Source organism: Proteiniborus sp., assembly GCF_040308045.1.
Classification (GTDB): domain Bacteria; phylum Bacillota; class Clostridia; order Tissierellales; family Proteiniboraceae; genus Proteiniborus.
In genome coordinates, this window is the sequence record NZ_JAWRHZ010000006.1 from 1 (window position 1) to 14,854 (window position 14,854).

A 14,854-nucleotide genomic window follows, 5' to 3' on the forward strand; every position below is an offset into this window, starting at 1 on the left:
AGACATATTAACCAAAAGAGGGTTAGTTAGTCCATTAGATTACTATGAACACAGACGTAATGTTAGATTTAATTGAACCGCCGTATACGGAACCGTACGTACGGTGGTGTGAGAGGGAAATTTATTTTTCCCTACTCGATTATATGACAATTATTGGCGTGAATTAGCTAATGAAATTATTAGGATGATTCCATAATATTGCAGGTCATGAGTATTGATAATTATATAGATTAAGGTTTTTTATTGAAAAAAACAAATATTGCGTTTGTGTAGAAGGTATTTAGAATTTATTATTGAATAATATGGTAAAGCATATCTAAAAAAGCACATAGAATTTACAGGTTCCTTGTAATTAAACGGTAAAATGTATTATATTAAAAGTAAAAATATTAATATAATACAAGATACTCGGGAAATAGTAGAATTTCAATTGGTTCTTCAACCTACATATGAATATATTCGTATATGTAAGAGCATATGTTACGACCGTGCTAAAAGTGAAGCACTTACATTAGATAATAATAAAAGGCCAGTAAAGACACTACTATTGACAACATATTATTAATGTTATATAAATTGATTATTGACAGAAATCTGTAAAGCAAGATAAGAGTTTGATTTGTATTTTTTTATAACCAATAGATTTTATGATTATATTTTTAATATAATATTTTTTTAGTTAAACTTGCATTGCTTCTATTAATTTTATAACAATTAAAGATAAAGGAAGATAATAATGGAGTATAAAGTTATTTTAGAAACCTTTGAAGGTCCCCTAGATTTACTTATGCATTTAATTGAGAAAGAAAAAGTTGATATATACGATATTCCAATAGCTAAAATAACAGATCAATATATAGAATATATTAAATCAATGCAGAGCATAGATTTAAATATGACTAGTGAATTTCTTGTTATGGCTGCAACTCTTTTGGAAATAAAGTCTCGAATGCTCTTACCAGTAAGCAATGTAGACGATGAGCAGTTAGAATTGGAAGAACTTGATCCAAGAGAAGAGTTAGTTAAGAGATTATTAGAGTATAAAAAATATAAAGAAGTTGCAGAAAGCTTAAAAGCAAAAGGAGACATTCAAAGCAAAGTATTCTTTAAGCAAAAAGAGGAACTAGGAGAATTTATAGGACAAGATTCTTTTGAATTAGAAAAAATTGATTTTGATGAACTTGTGACAGCTTATTTTAATATTTTAAAAAAATGCAAAGAAGTGACAAATGAAGTAGAGCTCGCAGAAATTCAAAGAGATGAACTAACTATTGAAGAATGTATGAATGATATAGCAATTATTGTTAAGCAAAAAAAGAAAATTAAATTTAATGAACTTTTCAATGAGAATATGACAAGAACTAAAGTTGTTATAGTTTTTCTATCTGTTCTTGAGTTAATAAAATTAAAAATTATTAAAGTAGTTCAAGAGCAGAATTTCGGTGAAATAATAATCAAAATTATTGATTCTATGCTAGAAAGTTAGGAGTGATTTTATGGATACTAGAGAAATAAAATCGATTATAGAAGCATTATTATTTACTTGGGGCGATCCACTTTCTATAGAAGATATTTCAGATGTTATAGAGTTAGATATTAATACAGTAAATAATATTGTATGTGAAATGATAGATGACTTCAACTTTAGTAGAAGAGGAATCCAGATTGTTCAGGTAAACAATAAATATCAATTAAGTACAAGGCCTGAGCATTTTGAATGGATTAAAAAGTTATGTACGCCTAGAGTAAATAAAACATTGTCAAATGCAGCTCTAGAAACTTTATCGATTATTGCATATAAGCAGCCAATAACAAAAGCTGAAATAGAAATAATTAGAGGAGTTAAATGTGATAAAGCCTTAAATACACTAATTGAAAAAAATCTTGTAAAAGAGATTGGAAGACTGGACAAAACAGGAAAGCCAATAATTTATGGTACAACAGATGATTTTTTAAGATGTTTTGGATTGTCTACATTAGAAGCTTTGCCTACACTTGATGAAAATATAATTGAAGAAGACTTAGATAACACAAAATAACTTTGTGTTATTTTTCTTTTTTTGGAAAAAATACTAAAAGGCGATAAATATTAATATGGAGCTGATAAAATGAAATTTGTGCTTTTACTAATTTTTATTATTCTAGTTATTATTTCAATTATTCCTATTTATATAAAAATTGAGCTAAAGAGAAAAAACCATGATGACATAATAAATGTAAAAATATCATTGTTTAAGAGGTTGATCAATTTGGAATATAAGATTACATATAATGATATAGTTAAAACTTATAAAGAACTCGAAGACAAGAATATGGAAAAGAATTTACCAAAAAGAAAGGTAATATTTATACTAGATGAGATTATTAAAAAGTATAAAAAAGTAAAAAAATTCAAAAATACTTTTAGTGAAGTTTTTAAATATATTCTAAGGAAAATTGATTTTAGTTCTTTTGGATGGTCATCAAAAATTGGGTTAGGAGATGCAGCTTTGACGGGAATTGCATATGGAACAGTTTGGGTAATAGTGAGTACATTAATAAATGTAATAACAAATTATAAAGATATTAAAGAAACAAGCATAAATATATACCCAGACTTTGATGAAAATATTTTAGAAATTGACTTGTTTTGCATAATTAAGTTTAAAATTGTCCATATTATAATTGCAGGCTTTAAAGGAATAAAAGTATTTATTAAAGGTGGTGTATTAAATGCCTGATCATCCTATTCAAGGATTAATGAAGACAACAATGGAAAGCATTAAAGAAATGGTAGATGTAAATACAATAGTTGGTGATCCAGTAGAATCTCTTGATGGGCAAGTAATAATTCCAATTTCAAGAGTGTCTTTTGGTTTTGCTTCTGGAGGATCCGAGTTTAAAGGAACAAACGGGAATAATAATAACGAACAACATAGTAGCGGTGAAAACAAACTTCCCTTTGGTGGGGGCACAGGTGCAGGTGTATCTATACAACCAGTTGCTTTTATTGTAGTAGGAAATGGAAATATGAAACTGCTGCCAGTAGATCAAAATGCAAATATATTAAATAGTATCTTAGATTTAATCCCTAAGATGACAAGTGGTATACAGAATAAACTTAAGGGGAATGAAGCTAAAGGGAAAAATGCAGATAATTGTGATAATAGTTAGGAGCAGAAGATACTGCTCTTAATTATTTAAGCTATATTTTATAATAAATTATGGAGTGTTGAGATTGAACAAGTTAAAAAAGGCAAAAATATTAATAGCAATAATATTAATAGAGTTTCTGATACTAGGATTTACTTATCCATCAACTAGTGCGGAAAGTGCTATATTAATTGATTTTAAAACTGGAAGGATATTGTATTCCATAAATCATGATCTAAAGAGGCCTATGGCTAGTACTACTAAAATTATGACTGCATTGTTGGCAATTGAGCATGGTGATTTAGATTCTTTAGTTAAAGTTAAGACTAATGCATTAGGTGTAGAAGGATCAAGTATCTTTCTTAAGAAAAATGAAGAGATTCTATTAAGAGATTTAATTTATGGTTTGATGCTCAGATCTGGAAACGACGCTGCAGTAGCTATTGCAGAGCATATTTCTGGGTCAGTAGATAAGTTTGTAAACTTAATGAATATTAAGGCAAAGAATATTGGTGCAAACAATACTAATTTTGTTAATCCTCACGGATTACACGATCCCAATCACTATTCATCTGCATATGATATGGCTATTATTACTCGAGAAGCAATGAAGTTAGATTTTTTTAGAGAAGTTGTAAAAACAAAAACATGGGTGGCAAACCGAGACACTAACCAATATTTTTCAAATAAGAATGATGTTTTATGGAAATACAAGGGTGGAGATGGGGTTAAAACTGGTTATACGAGAGCAGCTGGTAGGTGCTTAGTAGCTAGTGCAACAAGAGATGAAATGCAGCTAATTGCAGTAGTAATTAATGATAGTAATTGGTTTAATGATTGCTATAGTATGTTTGATTATGGATTTGAAAATTATAAACCGGCTTTGTTATTAAGCAAAGGACAATTTCTTAAAAAAATAGAAATACTAGATGGAGACAAAGAATATCTGAATCTTCTATGTGAAGATGATTTGATTATTCCTGTAAAAGATGACGAGAAAGGGAAAATTAAGATTATTTTAAATCTTCCAGACTCATTAGCTGCACCTGTGTATAAAGATCAAAGGATAGGAAATATTCAGGTTTTTCTTGAAGGTAAGCTATTATATACTGCGCAAATAAAATCCAATTTCGATTTAAACAAAAGTAAACCTAAAGGTAACTTTATTAAATTTATCAAAAGTATTTTCTAGTATTAAATAAAAAATGGTTAAAATAACATGGTTTTAAACTATGTTATTTTTTTTGTAACAAAAAACTCCTAGTTCTATAATCTAATACTATAGTCAAAAAAAGAGAAGGGAGTGAAGTGTTTGAAAAAAAGACAGGAGTGTGTAGATGTTGGTAGTGAGTATTGTCCATGCTATCTTGCAGAAACTAATAATTGTATAACATGCTCTCAACTTCAAGGAAAAGAGTTTTGTGACTGCAATTGGAGAGGAGTATGCGTGTATCAAGAATTTGTAATGAACAGAAACAAAATAAAGCAACAAAGAGACTATTATAATAGTTCGGTTGAGGATATTAAACAAATAGGAATGGATAGTTATCTAATAAAATTAAAAGTTACTAAAACGCTTGCTAGGCAACTTAATGAGCCAGGTTCTTATGTTTTTTTAAGGGATAAAAAGCTACCACAATATTTTGATGTTCCTATGTCAATAATGCAGTCTGATACTTCAAATGGTGTAATTACTATAGCTTATAAAGCTATCGGTGCTAAGTCTAAAAGTTTAAATAACTGTAAGGATAGTATTTTAATTAAGGGTCCTTATTGGAATGGAGCTTATGGATTAGGTAACTTGAAAAAGGTCAAAAATCAAAACTGTCTAGTTATAGCGAGAGGTATTTCACAAGCTCCATCTTTGCTTGTTATAGAGAAACTTATAAAAAATGGGAATAAGATTTCTTTAGTATTGGATAAAGGAAGTGTGGGAGAAATTTTTATTCATGACTTAATTAAAAATACAAATATATATACATACGAAGAAGATGTCATGAGTGAGAAGGGAAAAAGCTTAATCACACATATATTGCATAATAAAAATATAAGTCTTATATATAGTGCAGGTTCAGACTTACTTCATATGAATATAATAAAGATAATAGATGAACTAGGTATGGATCCATATTTAGTTGTGACAAATAACAATGAATTATGTTGTGGTGAAGGTATTTGCGGTGGTTGTACTACGCGACTCAAAGATGGAACAAGAGTTAAACCGTGTAAAACTCAAATTGATTCAAGACAAATAATTGAGAGGAGGGTATTACTTGACTAAAGTAGTAGTAATAGGTGGAGGATGGGCAGGTTGTGCAGCTTCATTGACGGCAAAAAAAGCTGGAGCAGAAGTAACTTTAATTGAAAAAACTGATATGCTAGTTGGTTTAGGAAATGTTGGAGGAATAATGAGAAATAATGGAAGATTTACAGCAGCGGAAGAGAACATTCATCTAGGTGCAGATGAGTTATTTAAGATAACTGATGAATCATCTAGACATAAGAATATAGAATTCCCGGGACATAAACACGCATCACTTTATGATGTAACTAAGGTAGAACCAGAAGTGAGAAAGTTACTAATTCAAAAAGGTATTAATGTAATGCTTGAAACTAGAGCAGTTGATGTAATGATGGAGGATAGAAAAATAAAGGGAATAGTGCTTGCTGACGAAAGAATTATAGAGGGGGATGTCTTCATAGAAACCACAGGTTCAACAGGTCCTATGGGTAATTGCTTGAAGTATGGTAACGGATGTGCAATGTGTATTTTGAGATGCCCTTCCTTTGGGCCAAGAATTAGTATAAGTATGCGTGCAGGAGTAGAAGATATTTTAGGGCAACGTGGAGATGAGTCCTATGGTGCCTTTAGCGGATCATGTAAACTAAATAAAGATTCGTTAAGTAAAGAAATAAGAGAAAAACTTGACAAAGAGGGAGTTGTTATATTACCAATTCCACCAGAAGATATTAGACCAGAGAAACTTAATCTCAAAGTATGCCAACAATATTCTTTGAAAGAATTTGCCGAAAACATTGTATTGCTCGACACTGGTCATGCAAAGCTTATGACACCTTTTTATCCTTTAGAAAAATTAAGAAAAATAAAAGGACTAGAATATGCTAGATATGAGGATCCATATTCAGGTGGGAAAGGGAATTCAGTAAGATATTTATCTATTGCTCCAAGAAACAATGCACTTAAAGTTAATGGAATTGATAATTTATTGTGTGCAGGAGAAAAATCTGGACTGTTTGTTGGGCATACAGAAGCTATTTCAACAGGTAGCTTAGCAGGACATAATAGTATAAGATTAAACCTAGGAATGACTTTGCTAGAACTTCCTAGAAGCTTAGCTATAGGAGACATAATTGCATATGCAAATGAGGAAATTAAAACTAAAGATGGTTTGAAGAAAAGATATACATTTGCAGGTTCAGGATTTTTTGATAGAATGAAATTAATGGGCACTTATACTACTGATACCGAAGAAGTTAAAAGAAAAATACAAAGAATTGATTTGTTGAATATTTATAATGAGAGACTTGTATAATACTATTACACTCAATAACTATGAATAGTTAAAAATTCATGATTACGAAAGAAGGGGTATGATGAGGCTACAAAAGTTTATGGCACAATGTGGAATTGCATCAAGGAGAAAATCTGAAGAAATAATAGCTAATAAGAGAGTAAAAGTAAATGGAACAATAGTAACTGAACTAGGATACAAAATAGATCCATTGCACGATGTTGTTATAGTTGATGGTAAGAGGATCAAGCATAGAGAAAAAAATATTTATATAATCATGAATAAGCCTAAAGGATACGTTACTACAGTATCGGATGAATACAGTAGAAAAACAGTATTGGACCTTGTCAAGGATGTAAAAGAAAGAGTATATCCTATAGGCAGACTTGATTATGATACTTCTGGTCTTTTGCTTTTAACTAATGATGGTGAATTAGCTTATAAACTAATTCATCCTAAGTTTGAAGTTGTTAAAACTTATATTGCAACTGTTAAAGGCAAACCAACAGAAGAAGAATTAGAAAAATTCAGGAATGGCTTAGAAATTGATAGATACATTACATCTGATGCAGAAATTGAAATATTAAGTAATACAAATGATAAATCTGTTGTGAAAATTCAAATACATGAAGGAAAGAATAGACAAATAAGAAAAATGTGCGATAAAATAGGTCATCCAGTTACTTCGTTAAAAAGAATAGCCATCGGCGAGTTAGAGCTTGGAACTTTAAAAAAAGGCTGTTGGAGATTTCTAAGAGAAAATGAAATAGAATACTTAAAAAGAATCTAATCATTACGTATTTACGTAGTGATTAGATTTTTGATGCAAATTTTTAACTTTATATGTTTGAAAATGTATTAGATAGTTTTATAATATTTATATATCAATTGAACTTAAATTGTATGTTTGGTATAATTTGGTTTAAGGAGAGGATGATTTGATAGTAATTAGAAAAACAAAAAATAAAGAAGAGAATATAAAAATGGAACAAATGATTAATGATTATAGCTTTAGTAATAATATTAACAGCAGTAGTATTTTTTTTGTTTTAGAGGATAAAGGTGAGATAAAAGGTGGCTGTAATTTTCAAATTGCTAATAGATATGTAATAATAAACTTCCTTGTAATAGATAAAGATAGGAGAGGAGAGAACCTAGGTGATGGTCTACTAAGATCGGTGTTAAATTATTGTTCAAAGAATGATGTAGAAAAGGCCTACTTTATAGGAGATAGTAACTACTTATTAAAAAAGGGGTTTTCAAGAATCGAAGGAGATATAAATGAGGCTAAAGTTCCTATAATAAGGGAAAATATAAAAAATATCTTAGAGTGCGATGTTGAAGATTTTTTTAGTAAAGGATGTTGTTGTAAGAGGAGCTGATGGTATGTACAAATATTTTAATAACGCGACTAGCATTGCTAAAGAGATTATGAAAAATAAGGTTACTGAAGGCGATGTTGTTGTTGATGCAACTATAGGTAACGGCCATGACACTCTTTTACTAGCGGAGTTAGTTGGATCACAAGGCAAGGTTTTTGGATTTGATATTCAGCAAACTGCAATAATTAGTACAAAACAAAAATTAAATGAACATAACCTTAGTGAAAGGGTATATTTAATAAGAGATAGCCACGAGAACATTGATAAGTATTTAGTGAATAAAGTAGATTTAATTGTTTTTAATCTAGGATATTTACCAGGAGGCGATCATGATATAGTAACAAAAGTGGATACGACAATTATAGCATTAGAAAAAAGTTTGGATTTACTCAAAGAAAATGGCTTATTGTTAGTTACAACATATGTAGGCCATAGAGAAGGGAAAAATGAAGATAAATATATTAATGAGTACTTTTCACATCTAGACCAAAAAAAATTTAATGTACTAAAATTTGAATTTATTAATCAAGTTAATGAGCCACCTTTGCTTTATGGTGTAGAGAAAAACAATTAAAAACTTTAGGGGGAATATATTATGAGTAAACCGAAAATTACTGAAACAATTTTTAGAGATGCTCATCAATCACTAATTGCAACAAGGATGAGAACTGAGGAGATGCTTCCTATTGCAGAAAGATTAGATGAAGTAGGCTTTCACTCTTTAGAGGTATGGGGAGGAGCTACATTTGATGCTTGTCTTAGGTTTCTAAATGAAGATCCTTGGGAAAGGCTTAGAAAACTACGAAAAGCAATTAAGAAAACAAAGCTTCAAATGCTTCTTAGAGGACAAAATCTTTTAGGATATAAAAACTATCCAGATGATTTAGTGGAGGAATTTGTAAAAAAATCAATTGAAAATGGTATTGATATTATTAGGATATTTGATGCATTAAATGACGTCAGAAACCTGAGAACATCAATAGAAGCTACAAAAAAAGCTGGAGGACATGCTCAGACAGCTATCTCTTATACAATAAGCCCAGTACATAATATTGATTATTATGTTAAACTATCGAAAGAAATGGAAAACATGGGTGCTGATTCTATTTGTATAAAAGATATGTCTGGAATATTGCTACCATATTCAGCTTATGAATTGGTTACAAAGCTTAAAAAAGAGATAAAAGTTCCAATACAACTACATTCTCACTTTACAAGTGGTATTGCAAATCAGACATACATGAAAGGAATAGAAGCTGGGGTTGATATTATAGATACAGCACTTTCGCCTTTTAGTATGGGAACTAGTCAACCATCAACTGAATCGATGATTGCTTCATTGAAAAACTCGCCTTATGATACAGGTTTAGACTTGAGTCTTGTTGCTGATATTGCAGATTATTTTAAGCCTATAAGAGAAAGATATATTAAAGAAGGTGTTTTAAATCCTAAGGTTTTAGGAGTAGATAGTAGAACCTTGATAAATCAAGTTCCAGGTGGAATGCTCTCAAACTTAGTATCTCAACTTGAAAAACAGGGCTCTCTTGATAAATTTGAAAAAGTACTTGAAGAAATTCCAAAAGTTAGAGAGGACCTAGGATTTCCGCCATTGGTAACTCCAATGAGTCAGATGGTAGGTACACAGGCAGTTTTTAATGTAATATTGGGAGATAGATATAAAATGGTTCCTTCAGAGGTTAGAAACTACGTAAAGGGTCTTTATGGTAGACCAGCAGTCCCTATTTCAGATGTTATTAAGGAAAAAATAATCGGAGGCGAAGAAGTGTACAGTGGTAGACCAGCAGATTTACTGGAACCTCAGTTAGAAAAGATGAAAAATGAAATAAATGAATACATTGAACAAGATGAAGATATATTAACATATGCTTCTTTTCCACAAGTTGCAATAAATTATTTCCAATATAGGCAGGCTGAGAAGTATAAATTAGATAGTTCTTTACTTAATGTAGAAGAGAAGACTTATCCAGTGTAGAAGCTCTTATTAAGAGCTTCTTTTTATTATTTTAGAAAAGATATAAATATCTACCACATATTTAACAATGATGCAGAGAAAATCAAAGTTAGAAAATTAGCAATTGTCATGAATTATTATAGTTGTTTTTCTATTGCTAATATATGTTATTGCTTTTACTTTTGAGTTTCTTTTTATTTCCTTACCACACTTCAGACACATAATATTACTTTTTAGAGCAATAGTCTCATAAATACTTGGCTTTAGATTTCCGTACTTTCTCCAACTTTTCCAACCTGTTTTACATAAATCTTTTCTTTTTTCATAATCTGCATATACCCATTTTAGTATTGTATGAAAATGAAAAGGATATTTATTGAAACGAATATAATTTTTAAAAAGGCCTAAACTAAGGCAATAATTTTCAAAGGTTGATTCTATAATAGATTGTAATGGTTCTTCTATTTTACAGCTTAAATAGTTATAGTTTTCTCTTGATAGCCATTTTCTCAAATTATCAAACATATACCCTCTGCATATTTGAATCTCTTCTGTTGTGTCAACATTAAGTTTTTTTAATAAATTGCTTACTATTATTACTACATAATCAAGATATTTTTTTTCATTAAAAGCAGAGTCTCTATAGAGCTCTATAGGAATAATTTCATAGTAATATTCCATTGTTTCTTTCCTTAAAACACCTATACAAGTACCTCCTATTAAACTTCCACTTCCAGCATCATCTATTTGTATCATAAAATCACCCCTATAATGAACAAAATTAGAACAAGACAATATTTAGTATTTGCTTATGGATATAAAATATTAGTGTTTACTAATTATTATTATTTCATTTATAGTCTTAGTGCTGTAATAAAGTGAATTTTTGAGTGATTTAAATGTTATGAAGTTAAACTTGCAAAACTTTTCAATTAATTAAAAAAATGAAATAAAAATTGCATAATTAGAAACGTTTTGATATGATATATTTATAGAATATTTTAACAATATTATAAGGGGGACTTAGAATTGGCTACCACGAGTGAAAAAGAGCTAAAACTTAATGTAGAGTGGTGTAAAGGTTGTGGTATCTGTGTTGAATTTTGCCCAAGAAATGTATTGGAACTTAAAAGTGGCAAAATAAATATTAAAAACATAGAGGCATGCATTAAGTGCGGACAATGTGAACTAAGATGTCCTGATTACGCAATTTATTTGGGGGGTAAAGAGGATGGACGGTAAAAGGATTAAATTAATGCAGGGAAATGAAGCTTGTGTTGAGGGAGCAATTGCTGCTGGAATGAGATTTTATGCTGGTTATCCAATTACGCCATCAACTGAAATAGCTGAGCTTTCTTCTGAGAAGTTGCCTAAAATAGGCGGAAAGTTTATTCAGATGGAAGATGAAATAGCTAGTATGGGTGCTGTTATTGGTGCTTCATTGGCAGGATTAAAATCAATGACTGCTACTAGTGGTCCCGGTTTTTCTTTAAAGCAGGAAAACCTAGGTTATGCTGCTATTACAGAGGTACCTTGTGTAATAGTAAATGTTCAAAGAGGAGGTCCTAGTACTGGACTACCTACATCTCCTGCACAAGGCGATGTAATGCAAGCAAGGTGGGGAACCCATGGAGATCATCCTATGATTGCACTTACTCCATCTTCAGTTAGAGAAACCTACGACCTTACAGTAAAAGCCTTTAATTTTGCAGAAAAATATAGAACTCCTGTGATACTGTTAATGGACGAAGTTATAGGACATCTTAGAGAAAAAATTGAAATACCTAATTTTGAAGAAATTGAAGTTGTAAACAGAATGAGACCAGATAAAAGTTCATCTGATTATAAACCTTATGAAGTATTAGAGGGTGAAATAGTACCGAGAATGGTACCCTATGGAGAAGGATATAGATTTCATGTTACAGGTCTAGTGCATGACGAAACTGGTTTTCCAACTGGTAAGCCAGAAGTTGCAGAAAAATTGATATCCAGACTCATAAATAAAGTTGAATTAAATAAAGATGATATTTCGTTATATGAAGAATACATGCTTAATGATGCTGAAATAACAATTATTGCTTATGGAGGAACTGCTAGGTCAGCAAAATATGCTGTTGAACTTGCTAGAAAACAAGGAATAAAAGTTGGATTATTTAAACCAATGACTATATGGCCATTTTTGGATAAGCAAATTATTGATTTATCTAAAAAGGCTAAAAAAATTATTGTGGTAGAAATGAATTTTGGTCAGTATGCAATTGAAGTAGAAAGAGTAGCTAATAAATATGCTGATATTTATAGATGTAATAGAGTAAATGGAGAATTGATATCACCAGATGAAATAGTGGCTAAAATTAAGGAGGTCTGTTAAATTGCCTAGTAAACTTGTAGAAACTTATTTTAGGTCAGATAAGTTACCTCATATTTGGTGTCCTGGATGTAGCAATGGCGTTGTTATGAGGTCAATTGTTAAAGCCATCGACAATTTAGATTTAAACAAGGATAATGTATGTATAGTATCTGGAATAGGCTGTTCTTCAAGAGCTACTGGCTATTTAGACTTCAATACTTTACATACTACTCATGGTAGGGCTTTATCCTTTGCAACAGGAATAAAAATGGCCAATCCAAAGTTAAAGGTAATAGTAATAACTGGAGATGGTGACTGTGCAGCTATTGGAGGAAATCATCTTATTCATTCTGCAAGAAGAAACATCGATATAACCACAATAGTATTTAATAATAGCATTTATGGAATGACTGGGGGACAATACTCTCCTGCAACTCCAACTGGAGCATTCGGGACAACAGCTCCTTACGGAAATATTGACTCTAACTTTGATTTGTGTCAACTTGTGAAAGCAGCAGGAGCAACTTATGTTGCAAGATCCACAGCATATCATGCTAATATGATTATTAACCAGATTGAAGAGGGTATTATAAATGAAGGATTTTCTTTTGTAGAGGTTGCAAGTATATGTCCAACTTATTTTGGTAGAAAAAATAAAATGGGGAATTCAGTTGATATGATGAAAAATCTAAAAGAAAACACTATTAACATTAAAGCAGCTGAAAAGATGACTCCTGAACAAATTGATGGAAAGCTTTTAATTGGAGAGTTTATTAAGTCTAAAAGACCTGAATATACAGAAAAGTATCAAAAAATAATTAATAGTTTTCAAAAGGAGAGATAACATGTCTAGTCAATATGAAATACGATTAAGTGGTTCAGGGGGTCAAGGATTAATATTGGCTGGTATAATTTTAGCGGAAGCTGCAATTGAAGACGGTAAAAATGCAGTTCAATCTCAGTCATATGGCCCTGAAGCAAGAGGCGGTGCAAGTAAGGCAGAGGTTATAATAAGTAATGATGAGATACATTATCCTAAGGTAAAAGAATGTGATTTATTATTAGCTTTAACTCAACTAGCTTGCAACAAATATATTGATACTTTAAAGAAAAACGGAACTTTAGTAATCGATAGCAGTATAGATTGGCCAGAACGAAATGATATTAGAATAATAAGTATCCCTATTTTAGATACTGCAAATAATAAGCTAATGAAACCACTAGTTGCTAATATAGTTGCATTAGGTGCCATTAATTGTGTATCTAATATTGTTTCAAATGATTCTTTAAGAAGTGCAGTTTTATGTAGAGTACCAAGGGGAACTGAAGAATTAAACGAAAAAGCATTAGAGGAAGGTATGAAACTTATAAAAAGGCTCAAGGAATGATGACATGGAAGATAAGAAGAAAGATTTAATGAAAATTATACAGATGAATTTTACAAGGCTTAGCAAAGGACAAAAGCTAATTGCTGAATATATAATGTCTAGTTATGATAAGGCTGCGTTTATGACTGCAGCAAAGCTTGGAGAAGTAGTTGGGGTAAGTGAATCTACTGTTGTAAGATTTGCTTTAACCCTTGGGTTTTCTGGTTATCCAAGTTTACAGAGAGCTTTACAAGAACTTATTAAAAATAAACTTACTACCGTACAACGATTAAGTATGTCAGATGACTATACTAACAAGGAAGTAGGATTAAAGAAAGTTTTGAGAACTGACATGGAAAATATAAAGGCAACTATTGATGAAATAAACACTGATACGTTTGATAAGGTTGTAGATAGTATTTTAGGTGCTAGAAGAGTATATATATTAGGTCTTCGTAGTTCAACAGCATTAGCAGATTATCTTGGCTTTTATTTAGGTATCCTTATAGATGATGTTAAAGTCGTAAGAACTGGAATAAGTGATATTTTTGAACAGATCCTTAGAATAACCAAGGATGATTTAGTAATAGGAATTGGTTATCCTCGGTATTCTAGGAGAACTTTAGATGCACTTAAATATGTCAAAGCTCAACAATGTAAGGTGGTTGGTATTACGGATAGTTTGATCTCACCTATAGCCAGTATAGCTGATTATACACTTATTGCACGTAGCAACATGTTGTCATTTGTTGACTCTTTAGTTGCGCCAATGAGTTTACTTAATGCTTTAATAATTGCCATAGGCATGAGAGAGAGAGAGGATATTGAAAAATATTTTAATGAGTTAGAGAGTATTTGGAAGGAATATAATGTTTACGATAGCAAGGATAAATTAAATAACATCGATAAATAAGGGAACTGTTAATCAGTTCCCTCATTTATTTTATAGCTCATTAAAAGGTTCTTATTTACTGCACCAAAATTATTTTAATTGTAAGCTACATACTTATTATCATAATAGATGTTATCATAAATGATAACAAACTTTTTATTTTATTATTTTTAGTTTATAATGTATATAATAAATTTAAACAACTATGAATTAAAAATAATTTTAT

Annotated in this window: 17 protein-coding genes; 16 read left to right on the forward strand and 1 reads right to left on the reverse strand. The window is 30.6% G+C overall.

All coding sequences use genetic code 11. The features are described from left to right. Positions 1–736: 736 nt before the first annotated feature. The 11 genes from ABV008_RS00500 (at position 737) to ABV008_RS00550 (ending at position 10,040) form a co-directional block, all read left to right on the forward strand. Complete coding sequence (locus tag ABV008_RS00500; protein WP_352417859.1) at positions 737–1,486, forward strand: segregation and condensation protein A; 750 nt, start codon at positions 737–739, stop codon at positions 1,484–1,486. Between the two features lie 10 nt (positions 1,487–1,496). Continuing rightward, positions 1,497–2,039, forward strand: coding sequence for an SMC-Scp complex subunit ScpB (gene scpB, locus ABV008_RS00505; protein ID WP_352417860.1), 543 nt, complete (start codon positions 1,497–1,499; stop codon positions 2,037–2,039). 69 nt (positions 2,040–2,108) lie between these two features. After that, positions 2,109–2,720, forward strand: coding sequence for a DUF2953 domain-containing protein (locus ABV008_RS00510; protein WP_352417861.1), 612 nt, complete (start codon positions 2,109–2,111; stop codon positions 2,718–2,720). Then, entirely contained in the window at positions 2,713–3,153 is a 441-nt protein-coding gene (gene ytfJ, locus ABV008_RS00515) for a GerW family sporulation protein (RefSeq protein WP_352417862.1), read from the forward strand. Before ABV008_RS00510 ends, ytfJ begins: the two co-directional genes overlap by 8 nt. A 64-nt stretch (positions 3,154–3,217) precedes the next feature. Then, on the forward strand, positions 3,218–4,324 hold the full coding sequence (locus ABV008_RS00520) for a D-alanyl-D-alanine carboxypeptidase family protein (RefSeq protein ID WP_352417863.1): 1,107 nt from the start codon (positions 3,218–3,220) through the stop codon (positions 4,322–4,324). A 120-nt stretch (positions 4,325–4,444) separates the two neighbouring features. Next, positions 4,445–5,413: a sulfide/dihydroorotate dehydrogenase-like FAD/NAD-binding protein gene (locus ABV008_RS00525; protein WP_352417864.1), complete on the forward strand. Its 969-nt coding sequence runs from the start codon at positions 4,445–4,447 to the stop codon at positions 5,411–5,413. Beyond that, the gene (locus ABV008_RS00530) at positions 5,406–6,686 is read left to right on the forward strand and encodes an FAD-dependent oxidoreductase (protein ID WP_352417865.1); all 1,281 of its coding nucleotides are present in this window, start codon (positions 5,406–5,408) and stop codon (positions 6,684–6,686) included. Before ABV008_RS00525 ends, ABV008_RS00530 begins: the two co-directional genes overlap by 8 nt. Positions 6,687–6,744: 58 nt before the next feature. After that, complete coding sequence (locus ABV008_RS00535) at positions 6,745–7,455, forward strand: pseudouridine synthase (protein WP_352417866.1); 711 nt, start codon at positions 6,745–6,747, stop codon at positions 7,453–7,455. A gap of 148 nt (positions 7,456–7,603) precedes the next feature. Beyond that, positions 7,604–8,047 carry a GNAT family N-acetyltransferase gene (locus ABV008_RS00540; protein WP_352417867.1) on the forward strand — a complete coding sequence of 148 codons (444 nt, stop codon included), beginning with the start codon at positions 7,604–7,606 and terminating at the stop codon, positions 8,045–8,047. Between the two features lie 4 nt (positions 8,048–8,051). Then, a complete protein-coding gene (gene mnmM / locus ABV008_RS00545) occupies positions 8,052–8,621 on the forward strand; it encodes a tRNA 5-(aminomethyl)-2-thiouridylate-methyltransferase MnmM (RefSeq protein WP_352417902.1) in 570 nt (189 codons plus the stop codon). Positions 8,622–8,642: 21 nt separating this feature from the next. Further along, positions 8,643–10,040, forward strand: coding sequence for an oxaloacetate decarboxylase subunit alpha (locus ABV008_RS00550; protein WP_352417868.1), 1,398 nt, complete (start codon positions 8,643–8,645; stop codon positions 10,038–10,040). Between the two features lie 96 nt (positions 10,041–10,136). Here ABV008_RS00550 and ABV008_RS00555 read toward each other — a convergent pair whose 3' ends face one another. Then, on the reverse strand, positions 10,137–10,775 hold the full coding sequence (locus ABV008_RS00555) for a hypothetical protein (RefSeq protein ID WP_352417869.1): 639 nt from the start codon (positions 10,773–10,775) through the stop codon (positions 10,137–10,139). Positions 10,776–11,048: 273 nt separating this feature from the next. Here ABV008_RS00555 and ABV008_RS00560 point away from each other — a divergent pair, with 273 nt between their 5' ends. The 5 genes from ABV008_RS00560 to ABV008_RS00580 are packed head-to-tail and all read left to right on the forward strand — an operon-like array spanning position 11,049 to position 14,649. After that, positions 11,049–11,261, forward strand: a complete 213-nt coding sequence (locus ABV008_RS00560; RefSeq protein ID WP_352417870.1) for a 4Fe-4S dicluster domain-containing protein — start codon at positions 11,049–11,051, stop codon at positions 11,259–11,261. Then, positions 11,251–12,390: a 2-oxoacid:acceptor oxidoreductase subunit alpha gene (locus ABV008_RS00565; RefSeq protein WP_352417871.1), complete on the forward strand. Its 1,140-nt coding sequence runs from the start codon at positions 11,251–11,253 to the stop codon at positions 12,388–12,390. The genes ABV008_RS00560 and ABV008_RS00565 overlap by 11 nt, the downstream gene beginning before the upstream one ends. Position 12,391: 1 nt before the next feature. Continuing rightward, complete coding sequence (locus ABV008_RS00570; protein WP_352417872.1) at positions 12,392–13,213, forward strand: 2-oxoacid:ferredoxin oxidoreductase subunit beta; 822 nt, start codon at positions 12,392–12,394, stop codon at positions 13,211–13,213. Between the two features lies 1 nt (position 13,214). Next, positions 13,215–13,757, forward strand: a complete 543-nt coding sequence (locus ABV008_RS00575) for a 2-oxoacid:acceptor oxidoreductase family protein (protein ID WP_352417873.1) — start codon at positions 13,215–13,217, stop codon at positions 13,755–13,757. A gap of 4 nt (positions 13,758–13,761) precedes the next feature. Then, the gene (locus ABV008_RS00580) at positions 13,762–14,649 is read left to right on the forward strand and encodes a MurR/RpiR family transcriptional regulator (protein WP_352417874.1); all 888 of its coding nucleotides are present in this window, start codon (positions 13,762–13,764) and stop codon (positions 14,647–14,649) included. The last annotated feature ends 205 nt before the right edge of the window (positions 14,650–14,854 follow it).

Coding starts and splice junctions, on each gene's coding strand:
- ABV008_RS00500 (WP_352417859.1), top strand. CDS start 737: ATGGAGTATAAAGTTATTTTAGAAACCTTTGAAGGTCCCCTAGATTTA.
- scpB (WP_352417860.1), top strand. CDS start 1,497: ATGGATACTAGAGAAATAAAATCGATTATAGAAGCATTATTATTTACT.
- ABV008_RS00510 (WP_352417861.1), top strand. CDS start 2,109: ATGAAATTTGTGCTTTTACTAATTTTTATTATTCTAGTTATTATTTCA.
- ytfJ (WP_352417862.1), top strand. CDS start 2,713: ATGCCTGATCATCCTATTCAAGGATTAATGAAGACAACAATGGAAAGC.
- ABV008_RS00535 (WP_352417866.1), top strand. CDS start 6,745: ATGATGAGGCTACAAAAGTTTATGGCACAATGTGGAATTGCATCAAGG.
- mnmM (WP_352417902.1), top strand. CDS start 8,052: ATGTACAAATATTTTAATAACGCGACTAGCATTGCTAAAGAGATTATG.
- ABV008_RS00550 (WP_352417868.1), top strand. CDS start 8,643: ATGAGTAAACCGAAAATTACTGAAACAATTTTTAGAGATGCTCATCAA.
- ABV008_RS00555 (WP_352417869.1), bottom strand. CDS start 10,775: ATGATACAAATAGATGATGCTGGAAGTGGAAGTTTAATAGGAGGTACT.
- ABV008_RS00565 (WP_352417871.1), top strand. CDS start 11,251: ATGGACGGTAAAAGGATTAAATTAATGCAGGGAAATGAAGCTTGTGTT.
- ABV008_RS00575 (WP_352417873.1), top strand. CDS start 13,215: ATGTCTAGTCAATATGAAATACGATTAAGTGGTTCAGGGGGTCAAGGA.
- ABV008_RS00580 (WP_352417874.1), top strand. CDS start 13,762: ATGGAAGATAAGAAGAAAGATTTAATGAAAATTATACAGATGAATTTT.